Origin of the sequence: Janibacter sp. A1S7 (assembly GCF_037198315.1) — a bacterium.
GTDB lineage: Bacteria > Actinomycetota > Actinomycetes > Actinomycetales > Dermatophilaceae > Janibacter > Janibacter alittae.
Window position 1 is genome coordinate 955,011 of sequence record NZ_CP144913.1, and the last position, 16,634, is coordinate 971,644.

Below are 16,634 nucleotides of genomic sequence, written 5' to 3' on the forward strand. Positions count from 1 at the left end.
CATGGCGAGCACCATCACCGACGAGGTCCTCGGCTACGACGAGGCCCTGTCCACCTTCGACCCGGTGATGGGCCTGGAGGTCCACGTCGAGCTGGGCACCAACACCAAGATGTTCTGCGGCTGCGCCACCGGCTTCGGCGCCGAGCCCAACACACAGGTCTGCCCGGTCTGCCTCGGCCTGCCCGGTGCCCTGCCGGTGGTCAACGAGATCGGCGTCGAGTCGGCGATCCGGATCGGCCTGGCGCTCAACTGCGAGATCGCGCAGTGGTGCCGCTTCGCCCGGAAGAACTACTTCTACCCGGACATGCCGAAGAACTTCCAGACCTCCCAGTACGACGAGCCGATCGCGTTCGACGGCTACCTCGACGTGGAGATCCCGGGTTCGAGCGGGGAGGCACCCGATGTCTTCCGAGTGGAGATCGAGCGCGCCCACATGGAGGAGGACACCGGCAAGAGCCTGCACATCGGGGGCTCCACCGGCCGTATCCAGGGCGCCGAGTACTCGTTGCTGGACTTCAACCGCGCCGGCATCCCGCTCATCGAGATCGTCACCAAGCCGATCGTCGGTGCGGGTGACCGCGCGCCGGAGGTGGCCAAGGCCTACGTCTCCGCGCTGCGAGACCTGCTGCGGGCGCTGGACGTCTCCGACGTGAAGATGGAGCAGGGCTCCATGCGCTGCGACGTCAACCTCTCCCTGCGCGCGAAGGCAGGCGACGACCCCGCCGCACCGGCCCAGCTCGAGGTCCCGCTCGGCACCCGCTCCGAGACCAAGAACGTCAACTCGCTGCGCTCCGTCGAGCGTGCCGTGCGCTACGAGGTGTGCCGCCATGCGGCCGTCCTGACCGGCGGTGGCTCGATCCTGCAGGAGACGCGCCACTGGCACGAGGACACCGGTATGACCACGAGCGGGCGCGAGAAGTCCGACGCGGAGGACTATCGCTACTTCCCCGAGCCCGACCTGGTGCCCGTCGCGCCCACGCGCAGCTACGTCGAGCAGTTGCGCGCGACGCTGCCCGAGCCACCCGCGGAGCGTCGCAAGCGGCTGCAGGGCGAGTGGGGCTACTCCGACCTGGAGATGCGCGACGTGCTCAACGCCGGCGCCAGCGAGCTCATCGAGGCCACCGTCGCGGCCGGCGCGAAGCCGCAGTCGGCCCGCAAGTGGTGGCTCGGGGAGCCCTCGCGCCGCGCGAACGAGGCGGGGACCGATCTCGTCGGTTACGCGGATCAGGTGGGTCTGACGCCGGCCCACGTGGCCGAGCTGGAGTCGATGATCGGCGGCGGGCGGCTCAACGACACGATGGCCCGCCAGGTGCTCGAGGGTGTCCTCGACGGCGAGGGGGGCCCGACGCAGGTCGCCGACGCCCGTGGCCTGGAGCTGGTCCAGGACGACGGTGCCCTCGAGGGCGCGGTCGAGACGGTCATCGCGAACAACCCGGACATCGCCGAGAAGATCCGTGGCGGCAAGGTCCAGGCGGCCGGTGCGCTCATCGGCCAGGTGATGAAGGAGATGAAGGGCCAGGCCGACGCCGGCAAGGCCCGGGCGCTCATCCTGGACAGGCTCGGCGTCGAGGGCTGAGCCCGCGCACGAGGGCCTCGAGCCCACCGGGTGGTCGGCATGCCTACGATGAAGGCATGGTGACCGTCTCCTTCCCTGACCAGGCCTGGCTCGACGACGTGGGACCGATCGAGGGAGTGAACCCGGTCGTCTGGGACCCGACGCAGGCACCTCCGGGAGAGGACGTCGAGGTCTTCATCGCGCCGTACATGGCGTCCACCGCGCAGATCGAGCCGGTGGGCGGCAAGCCGTCGGTGCGCTTCGTGCAGCTGCTCTCCGCCGGGCATGACGCGGCACTGCCGGTGATCCCCGAGGGCGTCGCCCTGGCCAACGCGCAGGGGGTCCACGACGCGGCGACGTCCGAGCTGGCGGTGGCCCTCGTGCTCGCCTCGCAGCGGGGCTTCGACGAGTTCGCCACCGCCCAGGCGAAGGGGGAGTGGCTGCCCCGCCACTTCCGGCCGGGTCTGGCCGACAAGCGTGTCCTCGTCCTGGGGTACGGCTCGGTGGGCTCGGCGATCGCGGCGCGACTGGCCCCCTTCGAGGTGCATGTCACGGCGGTGGCCTCGCGGGCGCGCGGCGGCGACGACCTCGTGGATCGGGTCCACGGCATCGACGAGCTGCCCGACCTGCTGCCCGAGCAGGACATCGTGGTGGCGGTGCTGCCGGGCACCGACGCGACGAACGGCATCCTCGGCGAGCGGGCGCTCTCGGCGCTGCACGACGACGCGCTCGTGGTCAACGTCGGACGCGGTCCGGCCCTGGACACCGAGGCGGCGCTGCGCCACACCGGCCGGCTGCGCTTCGCCCTCGACGTCACGGACCCGGAGCCGTTGCCCTCGGACCACCCGTTGTGGAGCGAGCCCGGCGTGATCATCAGCCCGCACACCGGCGGTGTCACCGATGCCTTCCGGCCACGGATGGTCGACCTGCTGCGTCGACAGCTGCGTCTGCTGTCCGTGGGCGAGGAACCGCTCAACGTCGTCAACCTCTCCTGACGTCGGGTCACGCCACCGGTGGAGGACCGGTGACGTCTGCCGCGTTGGGGTGGCAATCCGTTGTGCGGCGCGTCACACTCGGATCATGACCACGTCAGCAGAGGACCGGACCCTCGTCCTGCTGCGGCACGCCTCGGCGGAGTCCGCGGCCGCCGGTCAGGACGACCGTGAGCGCAGCCTGACCGACGCCGGGCGGGAGGAGGCCCGGGACGTCGGCCGCTGGCTGGTCGAGCAGGGCATCGGCTGCGACGAGGTGATGTGCTCGCCGGCCCAACGCACTCGCGAGACCATGGCCGAGATCGCCGCGGCGGGGTGTGCCGAGGCCGAGGTCGAGATCGAGCACCGGCTGTACAACGCCGGCGCCGACGACATCCTGGCCGTCGTGCGCGAGGCCTCGGAGGACGCCAACGTGGTCCTCGTCGTCGGTCACGCACCGGGCCTGCCGACCGCGGCGAGCCTGCTGGCGGACGGTGACGGGTCGGCGCCCGCGCACGATCTGCTCGCCGAGGGGTTTCCACCCGGAGCGGTGGCGGTGCTGCGCTACTGCGGACCGTGGTCCGACCTGGCCTTCGACGCGGCCACGCTCGAGCGCTTCCACCTCCCGGTCCTCACCCCCTGACCCGAGGACCCCCCTTCGCCCCGGGTGCGCTCGCCCGTGCGGCCCGCCGCCAGCCCACCCCCTACGAAGTGCGGCTGGCTCGAGTTCGTTGAGCTGGCCGCACCACGTGGTGCAGCCGACTCAACGAACTCGAGCCAGCTCTATTTCGTATGGTGGACGGTGCTGTCTCAAGCATTGACACGAACGAGGTCGCGGGAGAGGGTTACCCCGTGGCACTCCTCCTCGTACTTCCCCGGCGCGCTGCCTGAGCGACGACGTCGTCGACTGCAGCGCGCGCCCTTCACGCCCGGACCCGGGCTGAGGGGTTTTTTCATGCCGGGGATCATGGGAGGAGACACGGATGGCACGCCCAAACGAAGGACACACGGTGACTGACACACGTAGCAGCACCCCGAGCCCGGCCGCCGTCGCGCGTCGGGCGGAGGCCGCACGATCGGTGCCCGAGCAGGTGACAGGGGCCAGCAGCCTCGTCCGTGCGCTCGAGCACGTCGGTGCGGAGGTCGTCTTCGGCATCCCCGGCGGCGCGATCCTGCCGGCCTACGACCCGCTCATGGACTCCACCTCGGTCCGGCACATCCTCGTGCGGCACGAGCAGGGCGCCGGCCACGCTGCCGAGGGGTACGCCTCGGCCACCGGCAAGGTCGGCGTGTGCATGGCCACCTCCGGGCCCGGCGCGACCAATCTCGTCACGGCGATCGCGGACGCCCACATGGACTCCGTCCCGATGGTCGCGATCACCGGCCAGGTCGCCTCCGGGTCGATCGGGACCGACGCCTTCCAGGAGGCGGACATCCGTGGCATCACGATGCCGGTGACCAAGCACAACTACCTCGTCACCGATGCCGACGACATCCCGCGCGTCATCGCCGAGGCCTTCCACATCGCCAGCACCGGTCGCCCCGGCCCGGTCCTGGTCGACATCGCCAAGGACGCCCTGCAGGCATCGACGACCTTCCAGTGGCCACCGCGGTACGACCTGCCCGGCTACCACCCGGTGACCCGTCCGCACGCCAAGCAGATCCGCGAGGCCGTCAAGCTCATGGCTGCCAGCGAGCGCCCGGTCATCTACGCCGGCGGCGGTGTCATCCGCTCGGGAGGGCACACCGAGCTGCTGCGACTGGCCGAGCTCACCGGTATCCCGGTCGTGACCACGCTGATGGCCCGCGGCGCCTTCCCGGACGCCCACGACCTGCACCTGGGCATGCCCGGCATGCACGGGTCGGTCGCCGCCGTGACCGGCCTGCAGCGCAGCGACCTGCTCATCACGATCGGGGCGCGCTTCGACGACCGGGTGACCGGCCAGCTGACGTCCTTCGCGCCGGGAGCCCGCGTCATCCACGCCGACATCGACCCGGCCGAGATCTCCAAGAACCGCGTCGCCGACGTGCCGATCGTCGGTGACGCACGGGCGATCCTCAGCGAGCTCATCTCCGCGGTCGAGGCGGGGGAGGGCCCGGCCGCCGACGTCGTGCCGAGTCGCTACGCCGGGTGGGCCGCGACGACGAAGGGGTGGACCGAGGACTTCCCGGTCGGTTACCAGCCGCACGACGCCGACGCGCTGATGCCGCAGGATGTCATCCGAGCCATCGGCGAGATCGCCGGTCCCGAGGCGGTGTACGCCGCCGGCGTCGGCCAGCACCAGATGTGGGCCGCCCAGTTCATCGACTACGAGCGACCCAACTCGTGGCTGAACTCCGGCGGTGCCGGGACGATGGGCTACTCCGTGCCCGCCGCGATGGGCGCCAAGGTGGGCGAGCCGGACCGGGTCGTCTGGGCCATCGACGGCGACGGCTGCTTCCAGATGACCAACCAGGAGCTGGCGACCTGCGTCATCAACGACATCCCGATCAAGGTCGCGGTCATCAACAACTCCAGCCTGGGCATGGTCCGGCAGTGGCAGTCGCTCTTCTACAACGAGCGCTACTCCAACACCGACCTGCACACCTCGGTGGGCAACCGCATCCCCGACTTCGTCAAGCTCGCCGAGGCCTACGGTTGCGTCGGCCTGCGCTGCGAGCACCCCGACGACCTCGAGGCGACGATCCGCGAAGCGATGTCGATCAACGACCGGCCGGTCGTCATCGACTTCATCGTCGAGCGCGACGCGATGGTGTGGCCGATGGTGCCCGCCGGAGTGAGCAACGACGCCATCCAGGTCGCCCGCGACACCGCGCCGGTCTGGGACCGCGAGGACTCAGAAGCCGTCGAACAGGCAGAAGGTACCGCCGTCGACCCCAACGCCACCCAGGGAAGGTGACGCCCCGATGACGAGCACCAAGCACACCCTTTCCGTCCTCGTCGAGAACAAGCCCGGCGTCCTCGCCCGGATCTCGGCACTGTTCTCCCGTCGCGGGTTCAACATCGACTCCCTGGCCGTCGGCCCGACCGAGCACCCGGAGATCTCCCGGATGACCGTCGTGGTGGATGTGGACCTGCTGCCGCTGGAGCAGGTGACCAAGCAGCTGAACAAGCTCGTCGAGGTCCTCAAGGTCGTCGAGCTCGATCCGCTGGCCTCGGTCACCAGCCAGGTCGTGCTGGTCAAGGTCCGCGCGGAGGCGAACAACCGCAGCGGGATCCTCGAGACCGCGCAGATGTTCAAGGCGAAGATCGTCGACACGACACCCGATGCGATGACGCTGCAGGTCTACGGCAACAGCGACAAGATCTCGGCGATGCTCGAGATCCTCCAGCCCTACGGCATCAAGGAGCTTGTCCAGTCCGGCGTCGTGGCCATCGGCCGCGGACCGCGCTCGATCACCGACCGGTCCCGCCACTGAGACACGATCGCCCCGCGTGCCCGGTGCGCGGGACGATGACCCCAGACCCACCCCCGACCCATCAAGGAGAAGAGCCCCATGGCCGAGTTGATCTACGACGACGACGCTGACCTGTCCATCATCCAGGGACGCAAGGTGGCCGTCATCGGTTACGGCTCCCAGGGCCACGCGCACGCCCTGAACCTGCGCGACAGCGGCGTCGACGTGCGCGTGGGCCTGAAGGAGGGCAGCACGTCACGCCCGAAGGCGGAGCAGGAGGGGCTGACCGTCCTCACCCCGCGCGAGGCCGCGGCCGAGGCCGACGTGGTCGTCATCCTCGCCCCCGACCAGGTGCAGCGCGAGCTGTACGCCCAGGACATCGAGCCCGTCCTGAACGAGGGCGACGTGCTCGTCTTCGGCCACGGCTTCAACGTGCGCTTCGGCTACATCCAGGCCCCGGCGGGCGTCGACGTCGTCCTCGTCGCCCCGAAGGCGCCCGGTCACACCGTCCGTCGTGAGTTCGTCGACGGTCGCGGCATCCCGGACATCATCGCCGTCGAGCAGGACGCCTCCGGGCAGGCGTGGGACATCGCCAAGTCCTATGCCAAGGGCATCGGCGGCACCCGCGCGGGAGTCATCAAGACCACCTTCACCGAGGAGACCGAGACCGACCTCTTCGGCGAGCAGGCCGTCCTCTGCGGTGGCATCTCGCACCTCATCCAGGCCGGATTCGAGACGCTGACCGAGGCCGGGTACCAGCCGGAGATCGCCTACTTCGAGGTCCTGCACGAGGTCAAGCTCATCGTCGACCTCATGTACGAGGGCGGCATCGCCAAGCAGCGCTGGTCGGTCTCCGACACCGCTGAGTACGGTGACTACGTCTCCGGGCCGCGGGTCATCGACGGCAGGGTCAAGGAGTCGATGCAGGGCATCCTCGCCGACATCCAGGACGGCTCCTTCGCCCAGCGGTTCATGGACGACCAGGCCAGCGGCGCCACCGAGTTCCAGAAGCTGCGCCAGGAGGAGGCCGGTCACCCGATCGAGGCGACGGGCAAGACGCTGCGCGCGCACTTCGCCTGGAAGTCGGGCGACGACGACTACACCGAGGGCAGTGCCGCGCGCTGACAGGTCGCACCACGAGCGAAGGGGGTGCCACGGGTCCGGCGGACCGGTGGCACCCCCTTCGTCGTGCCGGCCGGGCGCCCTGCGGCATCGTGCGCACCTGCCACGCGACCCACCGGGAAACAGGTGCGGGTGGTGCCGTACTGCGGTGCCTGGCCGGTGGTCCTACCCGGCGAGGTGTCCCCAGCGGGGCGCGAGTGAGTCCCAGGGACCGACGGCGGCGATTCGCCCGCCGACGAGGACGACGACCCGGTCGGCCTGCTCGAGGGCGGCCCGCTTCGAGGTCGCGCCGATGACGGTCGTGCCCCGCGCGCGCAGCGCACGCCACAGCTCGATCTCCGTGGCTGCGTCGAGTGCGCTGGAGACGTCGTCGGCCAGCAGCAGCTCTGCCTCCGTGGCCATGGCGCGGGCCAGCGCCAGACGTTGCACCTGACCACCGGACAGGCGTACGCCGCGGTGCCCGACGAGTGCGAGCGGGCCGCCGGCCTCCTCGACGTCCGAGCTGAGCCGCGCATCCGCGATCGGCGCGTCGAAGGGGCGCTCGTGCCCGAGCCGGACGTTGTCGCCGAAGGTCCCCGAGAGCACCCGTGGCACCTGGGCGACGTGCGCCACCTGGCCGGGTCGCATGAACGTCTGCACCTCCTCGACGGGACTGCCGTTCCACAGCACCTTCCCGCGGTGGTCGACGAGCCCGGCCATGGCCGCGAGGAGACTGGACTTGCCGGACCCGACCTGACCGACGAGCAGGACGAGCTCGCCTGCCGAGACGACCAGGTCGGCATCGCTGACCCCGACGGTTCCGTCCTCGTGGACGGCGGTCACGCCACGCATCTCGAGCTGCTCCAAGGGGGTGCGAGAGGTCGGCGTCGGGCCCGGGGCCGCCCCGGAGACCAGATCGACCCCCTCCGGCAGGTCCATCAGGTCGACGCCGCCGGCGAACCGGCTCGTCTCGACCTGCCAGTGCCGGGTCCCCGGGGCCTCGGTGACGACGAGCCCCGCGACGCGGCCGAACCACTCGAAGCCGGCCACCGCGCTGCTGACGAGTAGCGCTGTCGCCAGGCTCCACCCGTCGAGGAAGTAGACCGCCCAGGCCGCGACGACGCCGACCTGGACCATGACCATCGGTACGCCCTGGAGGACGGCCTGGATGCGGTGCTCGCGCACCGCGGCCGTGACCCGGCCTGCGTCGACCTCGCGCAGGTGCCCGCGCACTGCCGATGTGGCGGCGGCCAGCTTGACCGTGCGCATCGACTCCAGCGCGGAGACCATGGCCCGGCCGAACCGGGCACGGGCGGTCGAGGCCGCCGCCGCCGAGCGACCGGCAGCCGGGCGACCGGCCGTCGAGGCGAGCGCCGAGGTCACCATGACCACCAGCAGGATGGCACCGGCCACCCAGGTGCCGGCCAGCAGGGACGTCAGCGCAGTGACGAGCAGGCCGTTGACGAAGTCGATCCACCGGTCGGCGTAGCGGGCGTACCGGTCGGCGTCCATCGACCGGGCGACCACCTCGCCGGGTGGGGTCCGCGGCAGTCGGGTCTGCATGGTCTGGCCATGGAGCACCGACACCCGGGTGCGCAGCATGACCTCGACCCACCAACGGGGGTAGGTGACGAAGGCCTGCGCGAGCACCAGCGGTGTGAGCACGAGCGCCGCGACGAGGCCGGTGGTCAGCCACCCCACGGGCTCTCCGCGCTCGAGTCGCTCCACGATGAGTCCCCAGAGCAGACCGGTCACCGCGCCCTGGGCGCCGGCGAGGGATCCGATGAGGAAGAGCGAGGCACCGAACAGGCCCCACGCCGGCCTGACCAGCAGTGCGTGCAGGATCCCGCGACCCAGGGACGGCCCGTCACCGACGTCGCGCACGGTCACCGGACCGTGGTTGCGGCGGCGCCCCCCGGTCGGGCTGCCGGCATCATCCGGGGTCGCGTGAACGACCGGCTCCTCGTGGTTCTCGTGGCCACGTGAGGGCTCGCTCGTACGGCTGGCCAGGAGCAGCTCCCGGAAGGGACCGTCGGCCAGTGCCAGCTCGGCCCGCCGGCCCTGCTGCACCACGCGTCCGTGGTCGAGGACCGCGACGTGCGGCGCCCGCTCGATCGTGGTCAGGCGGTGGGCGATGAGCACGCCGGTGCGGCCGGTGAGCAGCCGATCGGCCGCGGCGATGACGCGACGCTCGGTGACGGGGTCCATCCGGGCGGTCGCCTCGTCGAGGACGACGACGCGCACGTCGCGCACGAGCAGTCGGGCGAAGGCCACCAGCTGTTCCTCCCCGGCGGACAACGTCGTGCCACCGGGGCCGAGGAGCGTGTCGAGCCCGTCGGGGAGCCCGGCGACCCAGTCGTCCAGTCCGAGCTCGATGACGGCCTGCTCGATCTGCGGTCGGGGCACGTCCTCGAAGATCGCGATGTTCTGCGCGAGGGTTCCGGCGAGTACCTCGGTGCGCTGGGTGACCACACCCACGACCGTGCGCAGCCGTTCCAGATCCAGGTCGACCACGTCGGCGCCGCCGAGCAGGACACTGCCCGGAGGTGGCTCGATCGCCCGGGAGACGAAGGAGGCGAGCGTGGACTTCCCGGAGCCCGTTCGACCCACGAGAGCCATCGTCTCCCCGGCCGGTACGACCAGGTCGACGCCCTGCAGCGCGAAGGCGCCCTCGCCGTAGGTGAAGTCGAGATCCCGGAAGTGCAGCGCCACGGGTCCGTCGCCGGGGACGTCGCGACCTCCGTCCGGCTCCGGCTCGACCCCCAGGGTCTGACGCAACCGCAGCACCGCGCCGAAGCCCTCCTGCAGGTCGGACAGATGGTTGGCGAGCATCGAGATCTGGCCGACGAATGTCGCAGTGACCAGGAAGAGGGTCACCAGGGCGGCCACCGAGAGCTGGTCGCGTGAGGCGAGCGCGACTCCCGCCACGACGATGGCTGCGAGCAGCGAGTGCAGCAGGACGCCGGCGCGGCGGGCCAGCGCGCGCTCGGCGAGGAGCACGCGCAGGAGCTCGCGGTGGACGCGCGCGGACAGTCCGGCCAGGCGCTGCAGGACGTGGGCCTGCCCCAGGCTCGTGCGCAGATCGTCCCGACCGGCGACACCCTCCTCGAGCGCGCTCGCGTGGTCGGTCCAGGCGATCTCCTCGACGACCTTGCGGCGCGCGATCTCCCCGAGCAGCGGCATGATGACCAGGACCGTGAGCCCGCCGAGCACCGGGAAGAGCAGCCACGCCGGCCACCAGGTGATGCCCGCGACGATCCACATGGGGAGCACCGCGAAGGCCGCGCGGAAGAACATCCACACCTGCCAACGGATGAGGTTGCCGACCTCGTGGGTGTCGTCGTCGATGCGGTCGAGGATCTCTCCGACGGCCTGCTCGGCCAGGACGGGGACGGGTTGGGCGAGCACCGCGTCGAGCAGGTCCTCGCGCAGACGTCCCTCGGCCCTGTCGGACAGGCCGACCCACACGGTCTTGCCGACCGTGTCGACGACCGCGCCGCCGACGATGCACACCGCGAGTACCCACACGAGGGTGCTCGTCGGGTTCTCGGCGAGGCGACCCATGATCACGGTGCCGAGGGTGAGGGCGATGGCGGCCACGAGCGCGCACACGAGGGAAGCGGTGGCGGCGGGCGAGGCCATCCGACGCCAGTCGATGTGGCGGGAGGGGTCTGCCGAGGCGGGCGGCGGGGGTGGTGCCGCGGCCTCGGGTGAGCGGGTGAGGGTCTGGGTCATGACGTGGTCAAGCGTATGTCCGCCCACCGACACGGCGCCTCCCGATTTCGGTGCACGTAGCGCCACGGAGGGGGCGAAGGGGGAGACCGGCCGGTCCGAGGGGTGGACAGGGCATTCCCGCCACGGGGGCCGCAGCCGTACCGTCGAGGAGACCGACGTGAGACCCATGACGGACCCCACCATCATTCCCGTACCGCAGGAGCCACCATGAGCGACGAAGCGGCCGAGTTCCGTCGTGCCCTCCAGGAGAGCCTGGACCGGCGCGAGCAGGGCAGCCCGAACTAGCACCTCGCAGCAGACCACCAGACCGCTCCCCGCCCAACCGGCGTCGGGGCGGTCTGGCGTGTGAGACGCCGTATCACCGACCGGACGGGCGAACTACGGTGTGCCCATGCCTGAGCTGCGTTCCCGGACAACCACCCACGGCCGCAACATGGCCGGTGCCCGCGCCCTCTGGCGCGCGACCGGGATGGGAGAGGGTGACTTCGGCAAGCCGATCGTGGCCATCGCCAACTCCTTCACCCAGTTCGTGCCGGGTCACGTGCACCTGAAGGACATGGGCCAGCTGGTCGCCGGCGCCATCGAGGACGCCGGGGGAGTCGGCAAGGAGTTCAACACGATCGCCGTCGACGACGGGATCGCGATGGGTCACGACGGCATGCTCTACTCGCTGCCCAGTCGCGAGGTCATCGCCGACTCCATCGAGTACATGGTCAATGCGCACTGCGCCGATGCCCTGGTGTGCATCTCCAACTGCGACAAGATCACGCCGGGCATGCTCCTGGCGGCGCTGCGGCTGAACGTCCCCACCGTCTTCGTCTCCGGCGGGCCGATGGAGGCCGGCAAGGCGATCATCGGTGCTGACGGCACCGCCGCCACCCGGCTGGACCTCGTCGACGCGATGGTCAAGGCCGTGGACGAGACCGTCAGTGACGAGGAGATCACCGCGATCGAGCAGTCCGCCTGCCCGACGTGCGGCTCCTGCTCGGGGATGTTCACCGCCAACTCGATGAACTGCCTCACCGAGGCGCTCGGCCTCTCCCTTCCCGGGAACGGATCCACGCTGGCCACCGCCGAGGCGCGCCGCGACCTCTTCCTCGACGCCGGACGGCTCGTGGTCGACCTGTGCCGCGACTACTACGACGGTGACGACGAGTCGGTGCTGCCGCGGTCCATCGCCGGCCGACCCGCCTTCGCCAATGCCATGCGTCTGGACATCGCGATGGGCGGCTCGACGAACACGATCCTGCACCTGCTCGCCGCCGCGCAGGAGGCGGGCATCGACTTCGACCAGCACGACATCGACGCCCTCTCACGGGTCACCCCGTGCCTGGTCAAGGTCGCCCCCAACTCCAATGACTTCTACATGGAGGACGTCCACCGCGCCGGCGGCATCCCCGCGATCCTCGGCGAGCTGAACCGCGGTGGCATGCTCGACACGGGCGTGCGCGCGGTGCACAGCACCAAGCTGGACCAGTGGCTCGCCGACTGGGACATCCGCTCCGGGACCGCCACCGAGAAGGCCGAGGAGCTCTTCCACGCCGCTCCGGGTGGGGTGCGCACCACGCAGGCCTTCTCCTCCACCAACCGGTGGGCGAGCCTGGACACCGACCCCGAGAACGGGTGCATCCACTCCGTCGAGCACGCCTACAGCAGCGAAGGGGGACTGGCCGTCCTCACCGGCAACCTCGCCCCCGATGGCTGCATCGTCAAGACCGCCGGCGTGCCCGAGCACCAGTGGACCTTCTCCGGTCCGGCGCGCGTCGCGGAGTCCCAGGAGGAGGCAGTGGAGATGATCCTGTCCAAGCAGGTGCAGGAGGGTGAGGTCGTCGTCATCCGCTACGAGGGCCCCAAGGGTGGCCCGGGGATGCAGGAGATGCTCTACCCGACCTCCTACCTCAAGGGCACCGGCCTCGGCCCGAAGTGCGCCCTGATCACCGACGGCCGCTTCTCCGGCGGATCCTCGGGCCTGTCCATCGGCCACGTCTCCCCGGAGGCCGCCTCCGGAGGGGCGATCGGCCTGGTGCACGACGGCGACCTCATCGAGTTCGACATCCCGGGTCGTCGGGTCAACCTGCTCGTCGACGACGAGGAGCTGACCCGTCGGCGCACGGAGCAGGACGCGAAGGGGTGGGCTCCGGTCTCCCGCGAGCGTCCCGTCTCCGATGCGCTGAAGATCTTCGCCAGGTTCGCCCAGTCGGCCGACAAGGGCGCGGCCCGCAAGCTCGACTGATCTTCGCGGCGCGGAATCCTGACCCGGAGGACGCTCCGCACGCGCGCCGACGTTCCCCCGGTGTCACGCCGCTCGATCTGCGTGTGATCGGTGCGTCCGTGGACGCTCCCGACGTCCGCGCACCTGTCGATTTCGACACGTACGCAGGCGTCGGCGTCCTGGGTCATGACACGACGCAGAATGACGGGCGCGCTGCTTCTTTGCTGACTGACGACTCAGGTCAGCAGACGTGGCTCATCGCTGGGCTGAGCGGCGAAACTTGCGCAGCAGTCGAAGCGGGAGCAGGCCGATGAGGGGAGCTCGCTTGCCCAGGTCCTGCCGATCCTCCCGATCGAAGGCGGCCGCGTAGCGTTTCGCTGCATCAGCCGTGTCATAGGTCTTCGAGCCAGCCTCGCCGCAGCCACGCTGGCACTCCCACCGCAGGACCCGCCCCTGGGCGTGGAAGCGGAAGCGGTGACCCAGCACGCGGCAGACGACCATGTGCCGAGTTTACGGTCGACACGCACGGGTAGTTCCCGGACATGTCACAGGGGGTACAGACGGGAACGATCGAGACGCGGGTGCCTGCACGGCTGGACCGACTGCCGTGGTCGAAGTTCCATTGGCGGGTCGTCGTCGGACTCGGCGCGGTCTGGATCCTCGACGGTCTCGAGGTCACGATGGTCTCCTCCGTCGCCGCCCGCCTGACCGAGGACGGCAGCGGGATCAACATGTCCGCTGGTCAGATCGGGCTGGCCGGCGCCATCTACATCGCCGGTGCGTGTCTGGGTGCCCTCTTCTTCGGGCAGCTGACCGACCGGCTCGGGCGCAAGAAGATGTTCATGGCCACCCTGCTGGTCTACCTCGTGGCCACCGTGGCGACCGCTTTCGCGTTCGCGCCGTGGTACTTCTACCTGGCGCGGTTCTTCACCGGCGCCGGGATCGGTGGCGAGTACGCCGCGATCAACTCGGCCATCGACGAGTTGATCCCCGCCCGGGTACGCGGCCAGGTCGATCTGGTCATCAACGGCTCCTACTGGCTGGGCGCGGCCATCGGCGCCGGTTCGGCCTTGTTCTTCCTCAGCGATGTCTTCCCCACCTGGCTCGGGTGGAGGGTGGCCTTCGCCGCCGGCGCAGTCCTCGGACTGGTCATCCTCGTCGTGCGGCGTCATGTGCCCGAGAGCCCGCGGTGGCTGTTCATCCACGGCCGTGAGGACGAGGCGGAGCGCATCGTCGACGAGATCGAGCAGGAGGTCAGGCAGGAGACCGGCGAGGACCTGTCCGAGCCGGAGGACAGCCTGACCGTCCGCCAGCGCAAGGCGATCCCCTTCCGGATGATCGCCCGCACCGCATTCAAGCTCTACCCCAAGCGCGCCATCCTGGGTGTGGCTCTGTTCGTCGGGCAGGCCTTTATCTACAACGGCATTACGTTCAACCTCGGCACGCTGCTGAGCACCTTCTTCGGCGTGGCCTCCGGGCTGGTGCCCCTCTTCATCATCGCCTGGGCACTGAGCAACTTCCTCGGGCCGGTCATCTTGGGACGACTCTTCGACACCGTCGGGCGGATCCCGATGATCTCCGGGATGTACCTCGGCTCGGCACTGCTGACCGTCCCGCTGGGGATCCTGATGATGAACGGGGTGCTGAATCGTTGGACGTTCATGGCCTTCGTCGTGACCATCTTCTTCCTCGCCTCCGCTGGCGCCAGCGCTGCCTACCTGACCGTGAGCGAGGTCTTCCCGATGGAGACCCGAGCATTGGCCATCGCGTTCTTCTACGCGCTGGGCACCGCCATCGGTGGCATCACCGGGCCTGTGCTCTTCGGTCGTCTCATCGGCACCGGCGACGCCGAGTACGTTGCCGTGGCCTTCTTCATCGGGGCCGGGGTCATGGCACTGGGCGGCGTGGCCGAGATCTTTCTCGGGGTGCGATCGGAGCAGGCGAACCTGGAGGACATCGCCCAGCCCCTGACTGCCTCGGAGGCAGAGGAAGAGGACGCGTCCAAGGAGTCGAGTCAGCGCACGGGCGCGCCCGCCTCCTCCGGTGCAGCATCCGCGGACCAGACGCACGACGGTGCCGACACCGAGGCCAAGGCACAGCCACGGGAGCGCGACGAGCTCGAGGAGAGGGCGCACGAGCGGACGCGTCGGCGTCGAGAGCGCGACACGGGTGGTCCGCGGCGCTTCCGGCCGGGGCCGAGCGAGTCACTGACCTCGGCCCGCACGGGCGGAGTGGACGCGGTCCGCGCCGGGGTCTCGGAGCGCGCATTGGACCGCGAGGTCGACACCATCGTCAGGGCCATGGCCGAGCACGGCACGATCGAGCGTGCAGCGCTGGCTCGACTGGTCGGGGCGCGCTACTGGGGCCCGGGACGATTCGGTGCAGCGCTACAGACTGCGGTAGACGAGGGGCGCGTGCAGAAGGTGTCCAGCCGAACGTACGGACCCGTCGACGAGTAGACGCCGGTATCTGCCGCCACCGAACTGGTGTCGCACCGAGCGCACCGCGAGATGTGTCCGCACTGCAATACGCACAATTCACATGTCGGACCGTCCACCTAGCCTGAGCCCATGACCGACGCGCAGCAGACGAGTTTCGACATCGCCGTCATCGGTGGTGACGGCATCGGTCCGGAGGTGGTCGCCGAGGGCCGCAAGGTGCTCGCCGCGACCGGGGTCAGCGTGAGCACCACCGAGTACGACCTCGGCGCCCAGCGCTGGCACCGCACCGGCGAGACCCTGCCGGACTCCGTCGTGGAGGAGCTCCGCGGCCACGACGCGATCCTCCTTGGTGCCATCGGTGACCCCAGCGTTCCGTCAGGCGTGCTCGAGCGCGGGGTGCTGCTCCCCCTTCGCTTTGCGCTGGACCACCACGTCAACCTGCGCCCGGCCAAGCTCTACCCCGGCGTCACCAGCCCGCTGTCGAGTGAGGTCACCGACAAGGGCCTGGACTTCGTCGTCGTGCGTGAGGGCACCGAGGGTCCGTACGTCGGCAACGGTGGTGCGCTGCGCGTCGGCACCCCGCACGAGGTCGCGACCGAGGTCAGCGTCAACACCCGCTTCGGCATCGAGCGCGTCGTGCGTGACGCCTTCGCCCGCGCCCGGGCGCGCCCGCGCCGGCACCTGACCCTGGTCCACAAGCACAACGTGCTCACCCACGCCGGTCACCTGTGGCGGCGCACCGTCGAGGAGGTCGGCGCGGAGTTCCCCGACGTCGAGACCGCCTACCAGCACGTCGACGCGGCGACGATCTTCCTGGCGACCGACCCGGCGCGCTTCGACGTCATCGTCACCGACAACCTCTTCGGCGACATCATCACCGACATCGCCGCGGCCGTCGCCGGTGGCATCGGCCTCGCCGCGAGCGGGAACATCAACCCTTCCCGCGAGGCCCCGAGCATGTTCGAGCCGGTCCACGGCTCGGCCCCTGACATCGCCGGGCAGGGCGCGGCCGACCCGACCGCCGCGATCCTCTCCGCGGCCATGCTCCTGGACCACCTCGGCCGGCCCGAGGACTCCGCCCGGGTCGAGGCCGCCGTCGCCGCTGATCTGGCCGAGCGGACCGGGGAGCGGTCCACCTCGGCGATCGGTGACGCCATCGCTGCCCGCGTGTGATGGGACCCACAGCGAGGGGCTACCCTGCGAGGACCCGTACACCTGAG

At 70.4% G+C, this 16,634-nt stretch carries 11 protein-coding genes; 9 read left to right on the forward strand and 2 right to left on the reverse strand.

The window, feature by feature from the left end:
- Position 1: 1 nt before the first annotated feature.
- From gatB to ilvC, 6 genes are all read left to right on the forward strand, one after another.
- Positions 2-1,576: an Asp-tRNA(Asn)/Glu-tRNA(Gln) amidotransferase subunit GatB gene (gene gatB, locus V1351_RS04665; RefSeq protein WP_338751181.1), complete on the forward strand. Its 1,575-nt coding sequence runs from the start codon at positions 2-4 to the stop codon at positions 1,574-1,576.
- Between the two features lie 56 nt (positions 1,577-1,632).
- Positions 1,633-2,550: a 2-hydroxyacid dehydrogenase gene (locus V1351_RS04670; protein ID WP_338751183.1), complete on the forward strand. Its 918-nt coding sequence runs from the start codon at positions 1,633-1,635 to the stop codon at positions 2,548-2,550.
- Between the two features lie 85 nt (positions 2,551-2,635).
- On the forward strand, positions 2,636-3,169 hold the full coding sequence (locus tag V1351_RS04675) for a SixA phosphatase family protein (protein WP_338751185.1): 534 nt from the start codon (positions 2,636-2,638) through the stop codon (positions 3,167-3,169).
- A 340-nt stretch (positions 3,170-3,509) separates the two neighbouring features.
- Positions 3,510-5,426 (forward strand): acetolactate synthase large subunit, encoded by a 1,917-nt coding sequence (locus V1351_RS04680; protein WP_422389007.1) that lies wholly within the window; start codon positions 3,510-3,512, stop codon positions 5,424-5,426.
- 7 nt (positions 5,427-5,433) lie between these two features.
- Complete coding sequence (gene ilvN / locus V1351_RS04685) at positions 5,434-5,946, forward strand: acetolactate synthase small subunit (protein ID WP_338751189.1); 513 nt, start codon at positions 5,434-5,436, stop codon at positions 5,944-5,946.
- Positions 5,947-6,024: 78 nt separating this feature from the next.
- A complete protein-coding gene (ilvC, locus tag V1351_RS04690) occupies positions 6,025-7,050 on the forward strand; it encodes a ketol-acid reductoisomerase (RefSeq protein WP_338751191.1) in 1,026 nt (341 codons plus the stop codon).
- 162 nt (positions 7,051-7,212) lie between these two features.
- On the opposite strand, the gene V1351_RS04695 is transcribed toward ilvC, so the two are convergent.
- Entirely contained in the window at positions 7,213-10,761 is a 3,549-nt protein-coding gene (locus V1351_RS04695) for an ABC transporter ATP-binding protein (RefSeq protein WP_338751193.1), read from the reverse strand.
- A gap of 391 nt (positions 10,762-11,152) precedes the next feature.
- Between V1351_RS04695 and ilvD the strand changes: the two genes are divergently transcribed.
- A complete protein-coding gene (gene ilvD, locus V1351_RS04700; protein WP_338751195.1) occupies positions 11,153-12,994 on the forward strand; it encodes a dihydroxy-acid dehydratase in 1,842 nt (613 codons plus the stop codon).
- Positions 12,995-13,228: 234 nt separating this feature from the next.
- Here ilvD and V1351_RS04705 read toward each other — a convergent pair whose 3' ends face one another.
- Positions 13,229-13,474: a hypothetical protein gene (locus V1351_RS04705; protein ID WP_338751197.1), complete on the reverse strand. Its 246-nt coding sequence runs from the start codon at positions 13,472-13,474 to the stop codon at positions 13,229-13,231.
- Between the two features lie 80 nt (positions 13,475-13,554).
- Here V1351_RS04705 and V1351_RS04710 point away from each other — a divergent pair, with 80 nt between their 5' ends.
- Together V1351_RS04710 and V1351_RS04715 are read left to right on the forward strand one after the other, a co-directional pair.
- Entirely contained in the window at positions 13,555-15,432 is a 1,878-nt protein-coding gene (locus tag V1351_RS04710) for an MFS transporter (protein ID WP_338751199.1), read from the forward strand.
- 111 nt (positions 15,433-15,543) lie between these two features.
- Positions 15,544-16,587 (forward strand): 3-isopropylmalate dehydrogenase, encoded by a 1,044-nt coding sequence (locus V1351_RS04715; RefSeq protein ID WP_338751201.1) that lies wholly within the window; start codon positions 15,544-15,546, stop codon positions 16,585-16,587.
- The last annotated feature ends 47 nt before the right edge of the window (positions 16,588-16,634 follow it).